11 protein-coding genes are annotated in these 16,415 nt (G+C 71.9%); 10 read left to right on the plus strand and 1 reads right to left on the minus strand.

The window, feature by feature from the left end; translation table 11 throughout:
- The 3 genes from ACFVGW_RS35500 to ACFVGW_RS35510 all read left to right on the plus strand — a co-directional run.
- On the plus strand, positions 1–4,496 hold a 4,496-nt coding region (locus ACFVGW_RS35500; protein ID WP_385854865.1), incomplete at its 5' end, for a thioester reductase domain-containing protein.
- Positions 4,497–4,671: 175 nt separating this feature from the next.
- Positions 4,672–5,205 (plus strand): flavin reductase family protein, encoded by a 534-nt coding sequence (locus tag ACFVGW_RS35505; protein ID WP_385854866.1) that lies wholly within the window; start codon positions 4,672–4,674, stop codon positions 5,203–5,205.
- 12 nt (positions 5,206–5,217) lie between these two features.
- On the plus strand, positions 5,218–5,787 hold the full coding sequence (locus ACFVGW_RS35510) for a hypothetical protein (protein ID WP_385854867.1): 570 nt from the start codon (positions 5,218–5,220) through the stop codon (positions 5,785–5,787).
- A gap of 85 nt (positions 5,788–5,872) precedes the next feature.
- On the opposite strand, the gene ACFVGW_RS35515 is transcribed toward ACFVGW_RS35510, so the two are convergent.
- On the minus strand, positions 5,873–6,778 hold the full coding sequence (locus ACFVGW_RS35515) for a zinc-binding alcohol dehydrogenase family protein (RefSeq protein WP_385854868.1): 906 nt from the start codon (positions 6,776–6,778) through the stop codon (positions 5,873–5,875).
- A gap of 265 nt (positions 6,779–7,043) precedes the next feature.
- Here ACFVGW_RS35515 and ACFVGW_RS35520 point away from each other — a divergent pair, with 265 nt between their 5' ends.
- The 7 genes from ACFVGW_RS35520 to ACFVGW_RS35550 form a co-directional block, all read left to right on the plus strand.
- Positions 7,044–7,730, plus strand: a complete 687-nt coding sequence (locus ACFVGW_RS35520) for a ScbR family autoregulator-binding transcription factor (RefSeq protein WP_385854869.1) — start codon at positions 7,044–7,046, stop codon at positions 7,728–7,730.
- 179 nt (positions 7,731–7,909) lie between these two features.
- Entirely contained in the window at positions 7,910–8,698 is a 789-nt protein-coding gene (locus ACFVGW_RS35525) for a thioesterase II family protein (RefSeq protein ID WP_385854870.1), read from the plus strand.
- Positions 8,695–9,552, plus strand: a complete 858-nt coding sequence (locus tag ACFVGW_RS35530; RefSeq protein ID WP_385854871.1) for a metallophosphoesterase family protein — start codon at positions 8,695–8,697, stop codon at positions 9,550–9,552. The genes ACFVGW_RS35525 and ACFVGW_RS35530 overlap by 4 nt, the downstream gene beginning before the upstream one ends.
- Positions 9,553–9,589: 37 nt before the next feature.
- A complete protein-coding gene (locus tag ACFVGW_RS35535) occupies positions 9,590–10,318 on the plus strand; it encodes a 4'-phosphopantetheinyl transferase (RefSeq protein ID WP_385854872.1) in 729 nt (242 codons plus the stop codon).
- 120 nt (positions 10,319–10,438) lie between these two features.
- Positions 10,439–12,766 carry a BTAD domain-containing putative transcriptional regulator gene (locus ACFVGW_RS35540; RefSeq protein WP_385854873.1) on the plus strand — a complete coding sequence of 776 codons (2,328 nt, stop codon included), beginning with the start codon at positions 10,439–10,441 and terminating at the stop codon, positions 12,764–12,766.
- A gap of 235 nt (positions 12,767–13,001) precedes the next feature.
- Positions 13,002–14,594, plus strand: a complete 1,593-nt coding sequence (locus ACFVGW_RS35545) for an aspartate aminotransferase family protein (protein ID WP_385854874.1) — start codon at positions 13,002–13,004, stop codon at positions 14,592–14,594.
- A gap of 61 nt (positions 14,595–14,655) precedes the next feature.
- Positions 14,656–16,415: type I polyketide synthase (locus ACFVGW_RS35550; RefSeq protein WP_385854875.1), on the plus strand; the 1,760-nt coding region annotated here is incomplete at its 3' end.

The raw sequence follows: 16,415 nt of genomic DNA on the forward strand, positions 1-16,415 counted from the left end.
CCCTCCCCGACGCCGCCACACTCGTCACCGCCCGCGCCCGCCTCATGCAAACCGCCACCCCCGGCGGCACCATGATCGCCATCCAGGCAAGCGAAGACGAAATCCTCTCCAGCCTCGCCGGACACGAGTCAAGCGTCAGCATCGCCGCACTCAACGCCCCGCGTTCTCTCGTGATCTCGGGCGATCCCGACGTCGCGCAGAGCATCGCCGACCTCTGGACATCACGCGGCCGCAAGGCCGGCCGGCTCACCGTCAGCCACGCCTTCCACTCCCCCCACATGGACAGCGCACTCCAAGAGTTCCACGACATCGCCGCCACGATCACCTACCACCAGCCCTCCATCCCCATCATCTCCACCCTCACCGGACAACCCGCCGACGACCGACTCCTCACCCCCCACTACTGGACCGACCAACTCCGCGGAACCGTCCGCTTCACCGACACCCTCCACACACTTCATGGTCAGGGCGCCACGACCTACCTGGAAATCGGCCCCGACGCCGTCCTCACCGGCCTCACCCACCAGACCCTCGACAACACCACCGCCATACCCCTCATGCGCACCGGCCGCGACGAAACCCACACCCTCCTCACCGCCCTCGCCACCACCCACGTCCACGGCACCACCGTCGACTGGCCCACCCTCTTCCCACCCCACGCCACCCACCACGTCGACCTGCCCACCTACCCCTTCCAGCGCGAGCGGTACTGGGTCGAGAGTTCGGGCGGACGCGGCGACCCGGAGAGCCTCGGACTGCGTCACGAGGAGCATCCGCTGCTGGGTGCCTCGGTGCCGGTGGCGGCCTCCGACGAGGCGTTGTTCACCAGCAGGCTCTCGCTGCGTACGCACCCCTGGCTGGCCGATCACGAGGTCCACGGTTCGGCTGTGGTGCCCGTCGCGGCGCTGGTGGAGCTGGCGATCCGCGCGGGCGACGAGGTCGGCTGCGCGCTCCTCGACGAGCTGGTGACGGCGGCGCCTCTGGTGATCCCCCGCAGTGCCGGGGTTCACCTCCAGGTGGCTGTGGGCGCACCCGACGAGGCGGGAACGAGGAAGGTCACCGTTCACAGCCGCCCGGACGCGGGCGACGCCCCGTGGACCCTGCATGCGGACGGGCTGCTGAGCCCGCACGTTCCGGACGGCCTTCCCTTCGATCTCGGCCCCTGGCCTCCGCCGGACGCGCACGCCGTGGATCCCGCCGCCGTCCACGAACGGCTCGCTCGCGCGGACGTGCGCCTCGGCCCCGTCTTCCGGACGCTGTCCGCAGCGTGGCAGCGGGGCTCCGAGGTCTTCGCCGAGCTGAGCCTGTCCGGGCCGGCGGATGGTTCGGGCCATCTCCTCCATCCGGCGCTGCTCGAAGGCGCCTTGCGCGCGTACGGGAGCGCGGCGGGCGATCACGGGCGGGGCGCACCCACGGTCACGGCGGTGCGGGGGGGCCGGCTGTACGCGAGTGGCGCCTCGGACGTGCGTGTCCGGATCACGCGTGGTGAGGACGACGGCCTCCTGACGGTGCACGTCGCCGACCGGAGCGGCGCACCGGTCGCCGTGTTCTCCGGCGTGGCATCGGGGCGGGTCGGGGGCGGCGAGATCGCTCGCGCGGCCGAGCGGACCGCCGACCATCTGCTCCATGTCTCCTGGACGCCTATACCCCTGCCGGGGCCGGCCTCCGGCGCGCGTCCGGTGGCATCGACGCGGTACGGCGTCCTCGGTGGCGACCAGCCCGGGGCCAGGCGATTCGGCGACGTGGCCGACGTGGCGCGGGCGGTCGGAGCGGGCGAGCCGCTGGACGCGGTGGTGCTGCCGTACGCTCCCCCGTCCACGGACGATGTCGCAGCTGCGGCACACGAGGCGACCCGCCGGGTCCTGGAACTCTCCCAGCGATGGCTGGCGGACGAGCGTCTCGCCGATGTACCGCTCGTCGTCATGACCCGGCGTGCGGTGGCGGTGCGGAGGGGTGAGCCGGTGGATCCGGCCGGCGCGGCGCTCTGGGGTCTGGTGCGCTCGGCCCAGTCGGAGGCACCCGGCAGGTTCCGGCTCGTCGACGTGGACGGCGAGACCACGCCCGCCGGTGCCGCGGACGTCGCCCTCGGCACCGGGGAGGCGCAGTCCGCCCTCCGTACGGGACGCCCCTTCGTGCCGCGCCTCCAGTACGTCCCGCAGCCGTCGGGGGTGCCCGCGTCCCCGTACGGGAGTGCGGAGGGGACCACGCTCATCACCGGCGGCACCGGTTCGCTCGGTGCCCTGTTCGCGCGCCACCTCGTCCGCGAGCACGGCGTACGGCACCTGCTGCTGGCCAGTCGCAGGGGGGAACAGGCCGAGGGAGCCGCCGAGTTGGCCGCCGAGCTCAAGGAGCTCGGTGCCGAGGTGACCATGACCGCGTGCGACGTCGCCGACCGCGAGGATCTGGCGGAGTTGCTGGCGTCCGTTCCCGCCCAGCACCCGCTGACCGCGGTGATCCATGCCGCGGGTGTCCTGGACGACGGTCTGATCGGATCCCAGAGCCCGGAGCGGCTGGCGGCCGTGCTGCGGCCCAAGGCCGAGGCCGCCTGGCATCTGCACGAGCTGACCCGCGAGCGGGAGCTGTCCGCGTTCGTCCTGTTCTCCTCGATCGCCGGCGTGGTGGGGGGCCCGGGCCAGTCCACGTACGCCGCGGCCAACTCCTTCCTCGACGGTCTGGCTCAGCATCGGGACGCGAGCGGGCTGCCCGCCACGTCCGTCGCGTGGGGGTTGTGGGCGCAGGACGGCGGTATGTCCGGCGGACTGGACGCGACCGACCTCAAGCGCATCGCGCGAGGCGGGTACCTTCCGGTCACGCCCGAGACCGGTACCGCGCTCCTGGACCTCGCCCTCGGTGTCGGCCGCCCCGTGGTGGTGGCGACACCCCTGGACGTCGGTGCCGTACGGGAACAGGAGCAGGTCCCCGCGCTGCTGAGCGGGCTGGTACGGACTCCCCGCCGCCGCAGGGCCGACGACGACACGGGCATCACCGGTGCGTCGCTGGCGGACCGAGTGGCCGCCGCCGCGACCGACGCCGAGCGGTCGGGCCTGGTGCTCGCCGCCGTCCGGGACGAGGTCGCGCGTGTCCTCGGTCATGGCGACACCCGTCGGATCAAGGACGAGGAATCGTTCCTCTCGCAGGGCTTCGACTCGCTCACCGCGGTGGAGCTCCGCAACCGGTGCAACGCGCTCGTCGGTGGCCGGCTGCCGGCCACGGTGGTCTTCGACCACCCCACGCCGGTGGCCCTGGCGGCCTTCGTGCACGACGAGCTGGCCCGAGGGACCGCGGGTGCGGGGTCCGGCGGGAAGGAGTCCTCGGACTCCGTGACCTCCCTGGACTTCGCCGACGAGGTGCGCCTCTCCGAGGACATCCGGCCCGCGGCCGAGGTCGTCCGCTCCGTCGTCGACCCTCGCGAGGTGCTCCTGACCGGAGCGACCGGTTTCCTCGGCGCGTTCCTGCTGCGGGACCTCATGCGCTCGACCCGAGCGAGGGTGCACTGCCTGGTCCGCGGCGACGACCCGGCACAGGCCCGTGGCCGGCTCCGGGAGAACCTGGAGCGCTATCAGGTGTGGGACGCGGTGGACGCCGACCGGCTCTCGGTGATCGTGGGTGACCTGGCAGAACCGCGGCTCGGCCTGTCCGACGAGGACTTCGACCGGCTCGCCGAGACGGTCGACGTGGTCTACCACAACGGGGCCCAGGTGCACTGGCTTCACCCGTACCAGAGCCTGAAGGCCTCCAACGTGGGTGGGACGGAGGAGGTTCTCCGGCTGGCGGCGCGCCATCGCACCGTACCGGTCCACTACGTGTCGACCGTGGGTGTCTTCGAAGGCGCGGTGACGGCGGGCGTGCCCCTGAAGGTGAGCGACCCGACGGGCCCCGCCGAGCGGCTGCCCAGCGGCTACCTGCAGAGCAAGTGGGTGGCGGAGCAGGTCGTCGAGCTCGCCCGGGAACGTGGCCTGCCGGTGTCCGTCTACCGTGTCGACGTCATCTCCGGCGACCAGGACAACGGCGCCTGCCAGACCAGTGACTTCGTCTGGCTGAGCCTCAAGGGGCTGCTGCAGGCCGGGGCCGTGCCGGCCGACGTCGGCGGGCGCTTCCATCTGCTGCCGGTGGACTATGTGAGCGCGGCGATCCTCCGGATCTCGGGCCGCGCGACGGCGGCGGGCCGCACCTTCCACCTCTTCAACCGGAGTTCGGTGAGCCTGCGGGAATGCGTGGGCCGGTTGCGGTCGCTCGGTTACTCGCTGGACGAGGTCGACTGGGAGACCTGGCGTGAGCGGGTGGACGCGGACCGGACGAACGCGATCACGCCGCTGCTGCATGCCTTCGAGATGATGACGGCCGACACCGACACCTTCTATCCGGCGATGGACACGACGGAGACCGATGCCGAACTGGCGGGCAGCGGGATCGAGTGCCCCGCGCTGACGGAGGAACTCTTCCGGAGGTACGTGTCCTTCTTCAGGCGGACCGGCCATTTCCCGGAGGCGGGCTGACCGGACCACCGGGCGGGGATCCCATCTGCCGTTCATCCAGCGGCAATCGGTGCTCTCCGCCCGGGCACGACCGCAGACGATTCGCCCCCCAGGGCCGGTGTGGTTACCTCGTGATGAGTGGCCAGAGAATGCCGGACCCTACCGTTTTTCCCATGGTTCTCTCGAAGGGTTCGGCATGAACTATGCATCCGCAGGTGAAACCGTCGACCGGATCCAGGTCGCGCCGTCCGCACTGCGCGAGACGATGTCACGCTTCGCGACCGGAGTCATCGTCCTGAGCGTCGGTGGCGAGCATGTGCACGGAATGACGGCCAATGCGTTCAGTTCGGTTTCCCTCGAACCGCCGACGGTGCTCTGCTGCGTGTCGCACAGCGCGGTGATGCACAAGGCGATCACCTCGGCGCGCAGCTTCGGCATCTCGGTGCTGAGCGCCGAACAGGAGTCGTTGGCAAGGCACTTCGCGGACAAGCACCGGCCTCTGGGGCCGGCGCAGTTCGAGGGGATCGGCTGGCGCCCGGGTGAGGTCACCCAGGCACCGCTGCTGAACGGCGCACTGGCGTGGCTCGAATGCGAACTGGCCGAATCGCACGACTCGGGGGACCACTCGATATTCATCGGCGACGTGGTGGGCGCGTCCAGCTCCACCGACGACCCCGGGCTGCTGTTCTTCAACGGCCGCTTCCAGCAGACCGTCACCCCGCCCCGGTGAGCGGGAGCCACCATGGCGGCCACACACGTGGGGTCATCTGACGAGAACGCCTTCTGGGACGCCGTCGGGGGCACGTTCGTCGCGGCGCTCAACGACGGGCTCGCGCGAGCCAGGCACTCGACGCTGCGCTCGCGTGGCGGCGGCAGACTCGTATCGAGGACACCGGAGTTGTCCCATCCCTTCGCGGCGGCCGTCATGCGCGCCTTCGAGGCTGGCCTGCCGGGCGCTCTGACCATGGAGGACCAGGAGAGCCGAGGTCTGCTGGGCTCGCTGCGGCACCGCGGCCAGGAGATCCTGGTCGCGACCCTGGACGTCACGGGCCTGTCGGACCTCACGGACGTCACGAACCTCACGGACCTCACTGAACGAACGGAATTGATGGGTCGTCAGGACACGGCGCTCGCGTACGACGTCATGCGTCCGCTGCTCCCGCGGCACGAGCACCTCGTGGTCACGCTCCTGATGGAGTCCGCCGCACTCGTCCTGTCGGAGCGCCCCGGACTCGGGGGCCACGACGGCCGCCCGGCGGCGCTCGTCCGGGCACTCGGACGCCGGGCGCGGAGCGGCAGCGTGGGCGGCTAGGGCATGTGGCGAAAGCCTCGGAGGCCGCTTCGATCCGGAGTCGACCGCGGCGACGCGGACGGTGTCCAGGAACGCGTGCCGGCCGTCAAGGGCGCAGGATCACCTTGCCCACCGTGCGTCGCGCCAGCAGGTCCTCATGGGCCTGGCGGGCTTCGGTGAGCGGATAGGTGCTGGTGGCGACCGGGTTGATCCTCCCCTGCGCCATCAGGTCGAACAGTTCCTTGAGCGGGCCTTCGACCGCGCCGGGTGCGGCGAGCGTGGGCCGTAGCCAGAAGCCGACGACCGAGGCGTTGAGCCGGCCGAGGCGGGCGGGGTCGACCGGCGTGAAGGCGCTGCGCGAGGCGTTGCCGTAGCTGACGAGCCGGCCGAAGGAGGCCAGCGATCCCAGGGCCTGGTCGAAGAGTTCGCCGCCGGCCGCGTCCAGGATGACGTCGGCCTTCTCGTCCAGGGGGTAGCCGACGACGGCGTCCGCCCCCAGCTCACGTGCGAGCCGCTCCTTGCCCGGTGAGACCTGCGCGAGCACCCGCCCCGCGCCGAACTCCCTGGCGAGCTGTACGGCCAGGCTTCCCACGCCGCCCGCCGCGGAGTGGACGACGACGGTCTCCCCCGGAGCCAACCGGGCGGCGGAGCGCAGCAGATGCCAGGCGGTGAGCCCCTGCATCATCAGGGCCAGGGCCCGCCCCGCGTCGAGGTTGTCCGGGATCGGGAAGAGCGCGGACTCCTTGGCGATCACCTGCTGGGCGTAGCCGCCGGACACCCTGGCGAGCACGCGCCGGCCGTCGGGAGTACGGCCCACGACCTCGCTGCCCGGCACGTACGGCAGCAGGTCGGCGGTCAGGTACGACCCGTCGACCTGGTGCGTGTCCGCGAAGTTCACGCCGACGGCCTCCACGGTGACGAGCGTCTCGCCCGGGCCCGGTCGGGGCGTCGGCACATCCACGACGGAGAGGACCTCGGGACCGCCGAAACGGTCGAACTGGATAGCGATCATGCGGCACTTTACCGCGCCACACGGTGAGGGCCCGGTTACGATCCGGTCCTCGGGGCATACAGTTGCACCCCGCACGTTGATGCCCGAGCACCACACCATGGAGGGTCGGAGACGTCATGCCACAGCCCGGCGATTGTCAGGCACCGACGGCCGCACTCCGGCCAATTCGGCTGTGTGGCCGCTCCCTTGGTTAACGATTCTCCTATGCCCTGTGGCATGTTCTCGTGCGCCCGACCAGTTGCTCACGTCCCCATCGGAGCGCCCCATGGCCAAGCAACCCCGCGCGCTGCGCACTCGTCAGGACCTGATCCGTTCAGCCGCCGAAGTCTTCGAGCGTGCCGGATTCGCCGACGCCTCGATCGCCGTGATCAGCTCCGCTGCCGGTGTGAGCAATGGCGCTCTGCACTTCCACTTCAGGAACAAACGGGCCTTGGGAGAGGCGGTCGAACTCGCGGCCGCCCAGACGCTTCTGCACTTCACCGGACGGGTTCCGCTGCGGCACCCCGCCCCGCTGCAACTCCTCGTCGACACCTCCCAGGCGCTGGCCGAGAACCTGCTGAGCGACCCGGTCCTGCGGGCCGGGTTCAGCCTGGCCAGTGACGCGACCTGGCAGGGCCAGGTCAACCTGTGGGAGGAATGGCAGGACTGGGTGCAGCTGATGCTGATCGTCGCCAGGGAGAGAGGCATGATCACCTCCCACGTGGTGATCGAGGACGCCGTTCTCGCCATCACGTCCATCGTCGCGGGGTTCGAGGTGCTCTCCCGGATCGACACGGAGTGGACGTCCCGGCGTGCCGTCACCGCGTTCTGGAGGCTGATGCTGCCCCAACTCGCCGTCGCCGAGACCTGCGGCACCCTGACGCCGGAAGGCAGCGCCTCGCCCCCGGTCGGGCTCGGGAACCCGTTCGGCTCCCAGGACTGGGACATGGCGGAGACCTGCGGCGCCGCGTAGGTAGGTCGGACCGTCGCCTCCCACCTCGCGCCTCCCGGGTCCCGCCTCGCGGGTGTGGCGTGAACCATGCTTTCCTTGCCGGGCGTTGTGCGCGGCTTGTGCGTCCTTTGAACGCCACCGCGCACCATGGGAGTGCGGTACGGCCGCGTCAGAACTGGGACGAGTCAGGGAGTGTCGACGTGGTGGGAGTGGCGAGCCGGTGGCTGCGCAGGTTCGATCCGCCGTCGGGGCAGGGCGGTGCCGTGGCCGGCGCGCCACGGCTGTTCTGCTTCCCGCACGCGGGCGGTGCGGCCAGTTCGCTGCGTTCGCTCGCGCTCTCCCTCGCCCCCACCCTCGATGTACTGGTCGCTCAGTATCCGGGGCGGCAGGACCGCCGCCTCGAGGAGCCCGTCGACGACCTCGACCGGCTCGCCGACGCCCTGGCCGTCGAGGTCTCCGGACAGATCGACGGGCCCTACGCCCTCTTCGGCCACAGCATGGGCGCGGTCCTCGCCTACGAGGTCGCCCGCCGGCTCGCGCCGCGACGAGGACCGGCCGCGCTGATCCTGTCGGGCCGGGGCGCGCCCAGGCCCGAGCCGGGGCGCCACGACCGGCTGCGGACCGATGACGACATCGTCCGGGCCGTGTCCGCGCTGGGCGGCACCACGCCCGAGGTCCTGCGGGATCCCGAGCTCCGGGCGATGGTCATGCCCGCCCTGCGGGCCGACTACCGGGCGATCGGCTCGTACGGGTGGAAGCCGGGGCCGCCGTCGACCGTCCCGTTCACGGTGCTCATCGGTGACAGCGATCCGGTGGTGACGGTGGAACAGGCGCAGAGGTGGGCGGAGTTCACCACCGCCGATACCCGTACGCAGGTGTTCCCGGGCGGGCACTTCTTCCTCGACGCCCACCTCGCCGAGGTGTCCGAGGCGGTCGCCGCGGCGTGCGTCACCGCCTGTGCCTCCGGCGTGGCGACGGCGCGCGGATGACCGGCGGCCGTCCGGCGCCCAGGCTGCTGGCCGTCAGCGATCTACATGTGCGCCACCAGGAGAACCGGACCGTCGTCGAGGGGCTCAGGCCCACCTCCGCGGACGACTGGCTCATCGTGGCCGGCGACGTGGGCGAGTTCGTGGAGGACATCGTCTGGGCGCTGCGTCTGCTGAGCGAGCGGTTCGCCACCGTGGTGTGGGCACCGGGCAACCACGAGCTGTGGACCCACCCGCACGATCCGGTGCAGCTGCGCGGCGCACAACGCTACGACCACCTCGTGGAGTTGTGCCGCGCGATGGGCGTCGTCACTCCCGAGGACCCCTACCCCGTGTGGCGGGGAGAGGAGCAGGAGGTCGCCGTGGCGCCCCTGTTCGTCCTGTACGACTACTCGTTCCTCGCGCCCGGGGCGCGCGACAAGCGGGAGAGTCTCGCACTCGCCGAGGAGGCCGGAATCGTGTGCACCGACGAGTTCCTGCTCCACCCCGACCCGTATCCGAGCCGTGAGGCCTGGTGCGCGGCCCGGGTCGCCGCGACCGAGGCCCGTCTGGACGCCGTCCCCGACGATCAGGCCACGATCCTGGTCAACCACTTTCCGCTGGTCCGGGAACCCACGCACATCCTGCGCCACCCCCAGTTCGCCCAGTGGTGCGGCACCCGGGCGACGGCCGACTGGCCCACGCGCTACCGCGCGGTCGAGGTCGTCTACGGCCATCTGCACATCCCACGCCTGATCCACCACGACGGCGTCCCGCACCGCGAGGTCTCCCTCGGTTACCCGAGGGAGTGGCAGCGGCGGGCCGACGCCCCCGCGCTGCCCGTGCGGATCCTGCCGAGGGCCGCGCCGAACCCCTGACGCGATCGCGTCGCACGGACGAGACGGAGCCTTCCGGATGATCGATGAGTTGCTGCCCCCTCCCCTGGCCGTCGCCGACACCCGGCACGACCGTCCGGACTCCGTGCTGTACCCGGCCGAGGCACGCACGGTGGCGGGCGCGGTGGACGAGCGACGGCGGGAGTTCGCCACCGTACGGTTCTGCGCCCGACAGGCGCTCCGGGATCTCGGCGTCGCCCCCGCCCCCATCCTCAACGGCGAGCGCGGCGCGCCGGTCTGGCCCGCCGGGACGATCGGGAGCATGACCCACTGCCGTGGTTACCGCGCGGCCGCCGTCGCGTACGCCACGGAACTGGCGACGATCGGGATCGACGCCGAGCCCGACCTGCCGATCAGGGACGAGGGCACCCGGGAGCTGGTGATGGTCGCGGAGGAGCGGGCCCGGGTGGCCGCGCTCACCGCGCGTCACCCCGAAGTGGCCTGGGACCGGCTGGTGTTCAGCGCCAAGGAGAGCGTCTACAAGGCCTGGTATCCGCTGACCGGCCGTTGGCTGGACTTCCATGAGGCCGTGGTCACGGTCGACCCGGACCGGGGGGCCTTCCACGCGCGCCTGCTGGTGCCGGGGCCGGAGATCGGCGGCCGGCGGGTCGGTACGTTCCAGGGCGGCTGGCTGCGCCGCGACGGCATCCTGCTGACCGCGATCGCGCTCACCCACACCGGGGTGGATTCGACGCGTCCGTTTCCCTTCGCGGGGCGGCCGGCGACGACGGTGTCCGGGACGCGCTGAGCTCGGTCGCCCGCCTTGTACGAGATTTGTGTGGGCTTGGACCGGCGTCGTGCAGGCTGGTGCCGCGGAATCGCCGCCAATGACGCCTCCGGGCGGCCATGGAGCGTAGCGGGGGGATCGATGCAGTTCCGAGTGCTGGGTCCGATGGAAGTGATCGACAACGGCAGGACGGTGGGGCTCGGCGGCACCAAGCAGAGAGCCACTCTGGGGTTCCTGCTCCTGAACGCGAACAAGGCGGTGGCCACGAGCCGGCTGCTGAACGCCCTCTGGGGCGTCGACGACGCTCCGATGACGGCGCGCAAGATCCTGCAGAACGCCGTCTACGGGCTGCGGGGCGCCCTGTCCGGGGCGCAGGGTTCGGCCGACGCCGACACCGCGACCCTGCTGACGCAGCCGCCCGGCTACATGATGCGGGTGGAACCCGAGAAGGTCGATCTTCATCTGTTCCACTCCTGGGTCGGCCGGGGGCGGCAGATGCTGTCCCAGGGGACTCCCGGGACGGCGGCGCCGTTGCTGCGGGACGCGCTGGCGCTGTGGCGGGGGCCGGCCCTGGCCGATCTGGTGGAGAGCGGGGTCCAGTGGCCCGAGCTGATCGCTCTGCAGAACACCCGCCTCGACGTGATGGAGGACTACTTCGAGGCGCAGCTGGCCTGCGGCCGGCATCACGAGATCCTCGCCGAGCTGGAGACCATGGTGCGGGCCGAGCCGCTGCGCGAGAGGTCGTGCGGTCAGCTGATGCTGGCGCTGTACCGGTGCGGGCGGCAGGCGGACGCACTCGCCGAGTACAGCCGGGTGCGGGGCGTCCTGGTGGAGAACCTGGGCCTTGAGCCGGGCCGTGGTCTGCAGCGGCTGCAGCAGTCGATTCTCGCGCAGGACTGCTCCCTGGTCCTGGAGCACACACCCGATCGCCTCCCCGAGCGGACGCCCGCCCAGGAGACCCCGAACGGCTACGTCCTCACGGCGGCGCCCGTCGCACTCGCGGCACCGGCCGGGGCGCTCGACGCACCGACCGGCTCTGTCGGCGCACCGGCCGGTCCCGTCGACGCGCCGGAGACGGCAGTTGCGGACGCGGCGGAGGCGGAGGCGGCAGCGGAAGTGGTGGAGACCGGCCCGGCCGACGAGAGCGACCTCTCCGCCGCCGCGCGCCGGACGAGCACCGACCGTCGCCAGGTCAGTGTGGTCTCCTTGCGCACCCGCCTCGCGCCCTCCCTGGGCAGCGGTGCCGAGCAGGAACTCGACGACCTCCTCGACGGCGCCGCACTGCTGGTCAGGGAGCAGGTCGAACGGTTCGGCGGTACGGTCGTGGCCTCGATCGGCTCGGTGTCCCTGGCCCTGTTCGGACTCGACGACCCGAACGAGGACGACGCCGCGAGGGCCGTCCTCGCGGCGCTGGCGGTCCGGGACGTCCTGGACGTCTCCACCGGTCCGGGCGCCGGCACCGCGCAGTCGACGGTGCGGGCCGCCATCACCCAGGGGGAGGTCCTGCTGCGTCGACGCGGCCGCGAGGAGGGGCCCACCGTGGTCGGCGCGGTCCTGGACGAGTCCCAGGCACTGCTGGGCTCGGTGCCCGAGGGCGAGGTACGGGTCAGCGACGCGGTGCGCCGCGCCAGTGAACAGACCGTCGTCTACCGCCGCTGCGACAGCGCCGCCGCTGCCTGGCAGGCGCTGGGCGGGCGGTCCGCGGGCGCGGCGGGCGCCGAGCAGGCGGTGGAGCTCGACGTCCTGCGCGGCCTCGCGCAACGCACCCGGCACCGCGGCGTGCCCCACCTGGTGACGATCCTCGGGGAGGCCGGCACCGGGAAGAGCCGGCTGCTCGGCGAGTTCGGGCGCTGGGCCGCCGAACAGCCGGACGGTCCGCTCGTCGTGTCGGCCCGTGCCTCCGAGGGCCGCGACGGCTCCCCGCTGGCGATGGCGGGCCGGCTCCTCGCCGCCTACTGCGGGGTGCGGCCCGACGACGAGGAGGACACGGTGCACGCGGCACTGGAACGGGAGGTCCGTGCGCTGTATCCCTCCGACGGGGCGGCAGACCTTCCCCTGCACCGGCTGCGTCCGCTCGTCGCGTCCGCCGGGGTCGACGTCCACTTCGGTGAGCTGTGTCCCGGCGAAGTGCTGGTCTCCTGGCGGGAGTTCTTCCAGGAGGCGGCGCAGCGACGGCCGGTCACGCTCTGCATCGACGACCTGCATCGCGCCCCCGACATGGCCCTGGACGCCGTCGAGGAACTGGCGGAGTCCCCCGGGGTGGGGCCCCTGTTCGTGGTCGCCTGCGCGGGCCCGGAACTCCTCGCCCGAAGGCCCTCCTGGGCCGGAGGCAAGAGTCACACCACCACGGTCACCCTGGATCCGCCCCAGCGCATCACCCACGAGGAACTCGTGGAGTTCCTGCTCTCCGCGTCACGCAACGACAGCCTGCAGAGCATCGGTGAGCCCAGGGACCCGGCCGCCGCGTGACCCGCCGCGGCCGGCCGTCGTACTCCGGCCGGCCGGCTTCCCGCGCCGTGCCCATCGTCAGGTAATCGATCACCCACGCGGGTGCGGATGACTTTCTCGTGACCGCCAACTGGCATGGGCGGAACAGGATGGAAGCGACTTCCCGTGAGGGAGCGCCAGGAATGCGGCCGGTGCCGATTCGGAGAGACCGGCCCGCGTTCGACAGGTAAGCGAGACATCACATTCAGGAGCTGCTATGTCGGAACTCGCCGAGCCCAATCTTCGCGCGCTGCTGGCCACGGCAGGGCTCGATGTCGAATACGTCCGGGGAGAGGGAAACACGCTCTTCCGCCGCGGGGAGGACGGAAGCGAGATACCGGTGCTCGACTTCGCGGGCGGCTACGGGTCGCTGATCCTCGGGCACAACCACCCCGAGATCGTGGCCCGCGCCCAGCGGCTCCTGGAAGAACAGTCGCCCGTGCACGCGCAGTTCTCCTCCCATCCGTACGCCAACGCCCTCGCCGCCGAGCTGAACCGGATCGTCCACCGGGAGACCGGCACCGAGGAGCCCTACTACGCGACCTTCGCCAACAGCGGCGCCGAGGCCGTCGAAGCGGCCGTCAAGCACGCGGAGATGGACCGGGTGGTGCGCCTCGGTGCGATCGTCGCGGACATCGCGGAAGGCGTCGAGGAGGTCCGTACGGCGGTGAACGCCGGTCACGCGACGGTGCCCGACGGGGTGTTCGCGCGCCTGGGCATCGCCCGCCCCGCGGCCGGGCCGGACGCGAACGAAAAGGCCGTCGAGGCGGTGATCGCCGAAGTCACGCGCAGGAACGAGGAGCGCAGCGCCAAGGCTCCGGTGCTCCTGGCGCTCGAAGGCGGCTTCCACGGCAAACTGATGGGCAGCGTCCAGCTGACCCACAACGCCGGGTACCGGACCCCGTTCGCGGCCCTCGGTCTGCGCACCCGGTTCGTGCCCCAGGACGCCCAGGACGCCCCGGACGCCCTGCGGGAGATCCTCGCGCAGGAGCGCGGCACGCTGCTGCGCCCGGTGGTCGAGGACGGCGAGGTCCGGCTGGTCGAACGGGCGCACCCCGTCTTCTGCGCTTTCCTTCTGGAGCCGATCCAGGGCGAGGGCGGAATCCACCCCCTGTCGAAGGAATTCGCCCGCCACATCCAGGAGTTCGGCGAGGCGGCCGACTGCCCGCTGGTCGTCGACGAGGTCCAGAGCGGCATGGGCCGTACCGGAGCGCTGCTCGCCAGCTCCCACCTGGGCCTGCGCGGCGACTACTACGCGCTCGCCAAGTCCCTGGGCGGCGGGATCGCCAAGGCGGCCGTGATGCTGGTGCGCGAGGCCCGCTACCAGCCCCACTTCGAGCTGGTGCACAGCTCCACGTTCGCCAAGGACAGCTTCTCGTGTCACGTGGCGCTGAAGGTCCTGGAGCTGCTGGAGGCCGACGGCGGCCGTGTCTACCGGCAGGCCGTCGAGCGCGGGGCCGCCCTGGAGACCATGCTCGGCAAGGTGCGCGCCGGCCACCCCGACGTGGTGAAGGACGTACGCGGCAGGGGCCTCATGCTCGGGTTCGAGTTCCACGACCAGTCCGGCGCCGCGTCGGAGGCGATCGCCCAGGCGGCACGCTCCGGACTCTTCGGCTACGTCGTCGCCGGACACCTCCTCAACGCCCACGGCATCCGCACCTTCCCCACCGCCAGCGCCGTGCACACCCTGCGCTTCGAGCCCTCGGTGTTCCTCACCGACGAGGACATCGACCGGCTGGAGCGGGCCCTGACCGACGTCTGCGCGATTCTGCGCGACCAGCAGGCGCACCGACTGGCGGTCCCCGCCTGACCGAGCGGCCCGTCCGCCCGTGGAGAACTCCCCCTTTCTGAAAGGTCAGCCGAAGGTCATGATGAGTGAGCAGCCTGCGACTCCGGTCGGCACGGACATCGAGCGGAACGAGCCGATCGCCGTCGTCGGCATGTCCTGCCGGCTTCCCGGGGCGGACGGGCCCGCCGCGTTCTGGGAGCTCCTTGCGGGCGGCATCAGCGCCATCGGAGACGTACCGGCGGACCGCTGGGCCGAAGGCGCCCGAAGCGCGGTCACCCGCGGTGGCTTCCTCGACACCGTGGCCGATTTCGACGCCGCGTTCTTCGCCGTCTCGCCGCGCGAGGCGGCGGCCATGGACCCCCAGCAACGGCTGGTGCTCGAACTGGCGTGGGAGGCATTGGAGGACGCGGGCATCGTGCCGGCGTCGCTGCGCGGCAGCAGGACCTCCGTGTTCGTCGGCACCCTGCGCGACGACTACACCAACCTGGTGTACCAGCACGGCGCCGAGGCCGTCACCCAGCACACCATGACCGGAGTGAACCGGAGCCTCATCGCCAACCGGATCTCGCATCTGCTGGGCCTGCACGGGCCGAGTCTGACCGTGGACTCGGCCCAGTCCTCCTCGCTCGTCGCCGTGCACCTGGCCTGCGAGAGTCTGCGGCACGGGGAGTCCACCGCCGCCCTCGCGGCGGGCGTGAACCTCAACCTGCTCGCCGAGAACACCGTCACCGAGCAGCGGTTCGGCGCCCTGTCCCCGGACGGCGTCACGTACGCCTTCGACGCCCGCGCCAACGGCTTCGTGCCCGGCGAGGGCAGCGGGGTGGTCGTTCTCAAGCCGCTGGGCCGGGCCGTCGCCGACGGCGACCGGATCTACGGCGTCATCCGTGGCAGCGCCGTCAACAACGACGGTGCCACCGACGGCCTCACCGTTCCGAGCCGCGACGCCCAGGAGCAGGTCCTCCGGGCCGCCCACGCGCGGGCGGGCGTGGCCGCGGAAGAGGTGCAGTACGTCGAACTGCACGGCACCGGCACCCCGGTCGGCGACCCCATCGAGGCCGCCGCCCTGGGCGCGGCGCTCGGGGCGGGGCGCGATGCGCAGCGCGCGCTGCGCGTCGGCTCGGTCAAGACCAACATCGGCCACCTGGAAGGCGCGGCCGGTATCGCGGGGCTCATCAAGACCCTGCTGAGCCTTCATCGTCGTCTGCTCCCGCCCAGCCTCAACTTCGAGCGCGCCAACCCGGCCATCGACCTGGACGGGCTCGGACTGGCCGTGCAGCGCGAACTGACCACGTGGCCGGACGCCGGACGCCCGCTGGTGGCCGGTGTCAGTTCCTTCGGCATGGGTGGCACCAACTGCCACGTCGTCGTGTCCCAGGCGCCCGTGGGCGATGCGGGAGGCGATGCGGTTGGCGACGACAGCGACGCCGATACGCCCCGGGGTCCGGCTCCGGCCCTCCTGCCGTGGGTCGTCTCCGGCGCCGGGGACGGAGCGCTGCGGGCCCAGGCGGAGCGGCTCGTGGCGGCGGCCGAGGTCGGGGACGGGGAGGGGGGATCAGTGTCCTCGGCCGACATCGGCTGGTCCCTGGCCGCGACACGCACGGCCCACCGCCATCGCTCCGTGGTGCTCGGCTCCGACCGGTCGGCCCTGGTCGACGGGTTGCGGGCGGTGGCGCAGGGAAAGCCGGCACCCGGTGTCGTCTCGGGCGTCGTGACGCCCGGGAAGACCGCGTTCCTGTTCACCGGACAAGGCGCGCAGCGGCCGGGCATGGGCATGGAACTGTACGAACACTTCCCCGCGTTCGCCGCCGCGTTCGACGAAGTCTGCGCCGCACTCGACCCCCA

The organism is Streptomyces sp. NPDC127129 (assembly GCF_042671585.1).
Taxonomy (GTDB): domain Bacteria; phylum Actinomycetota; class Actinomycetes; order Streptomycetales; family Streptomycetaceae; genus Streptomyces.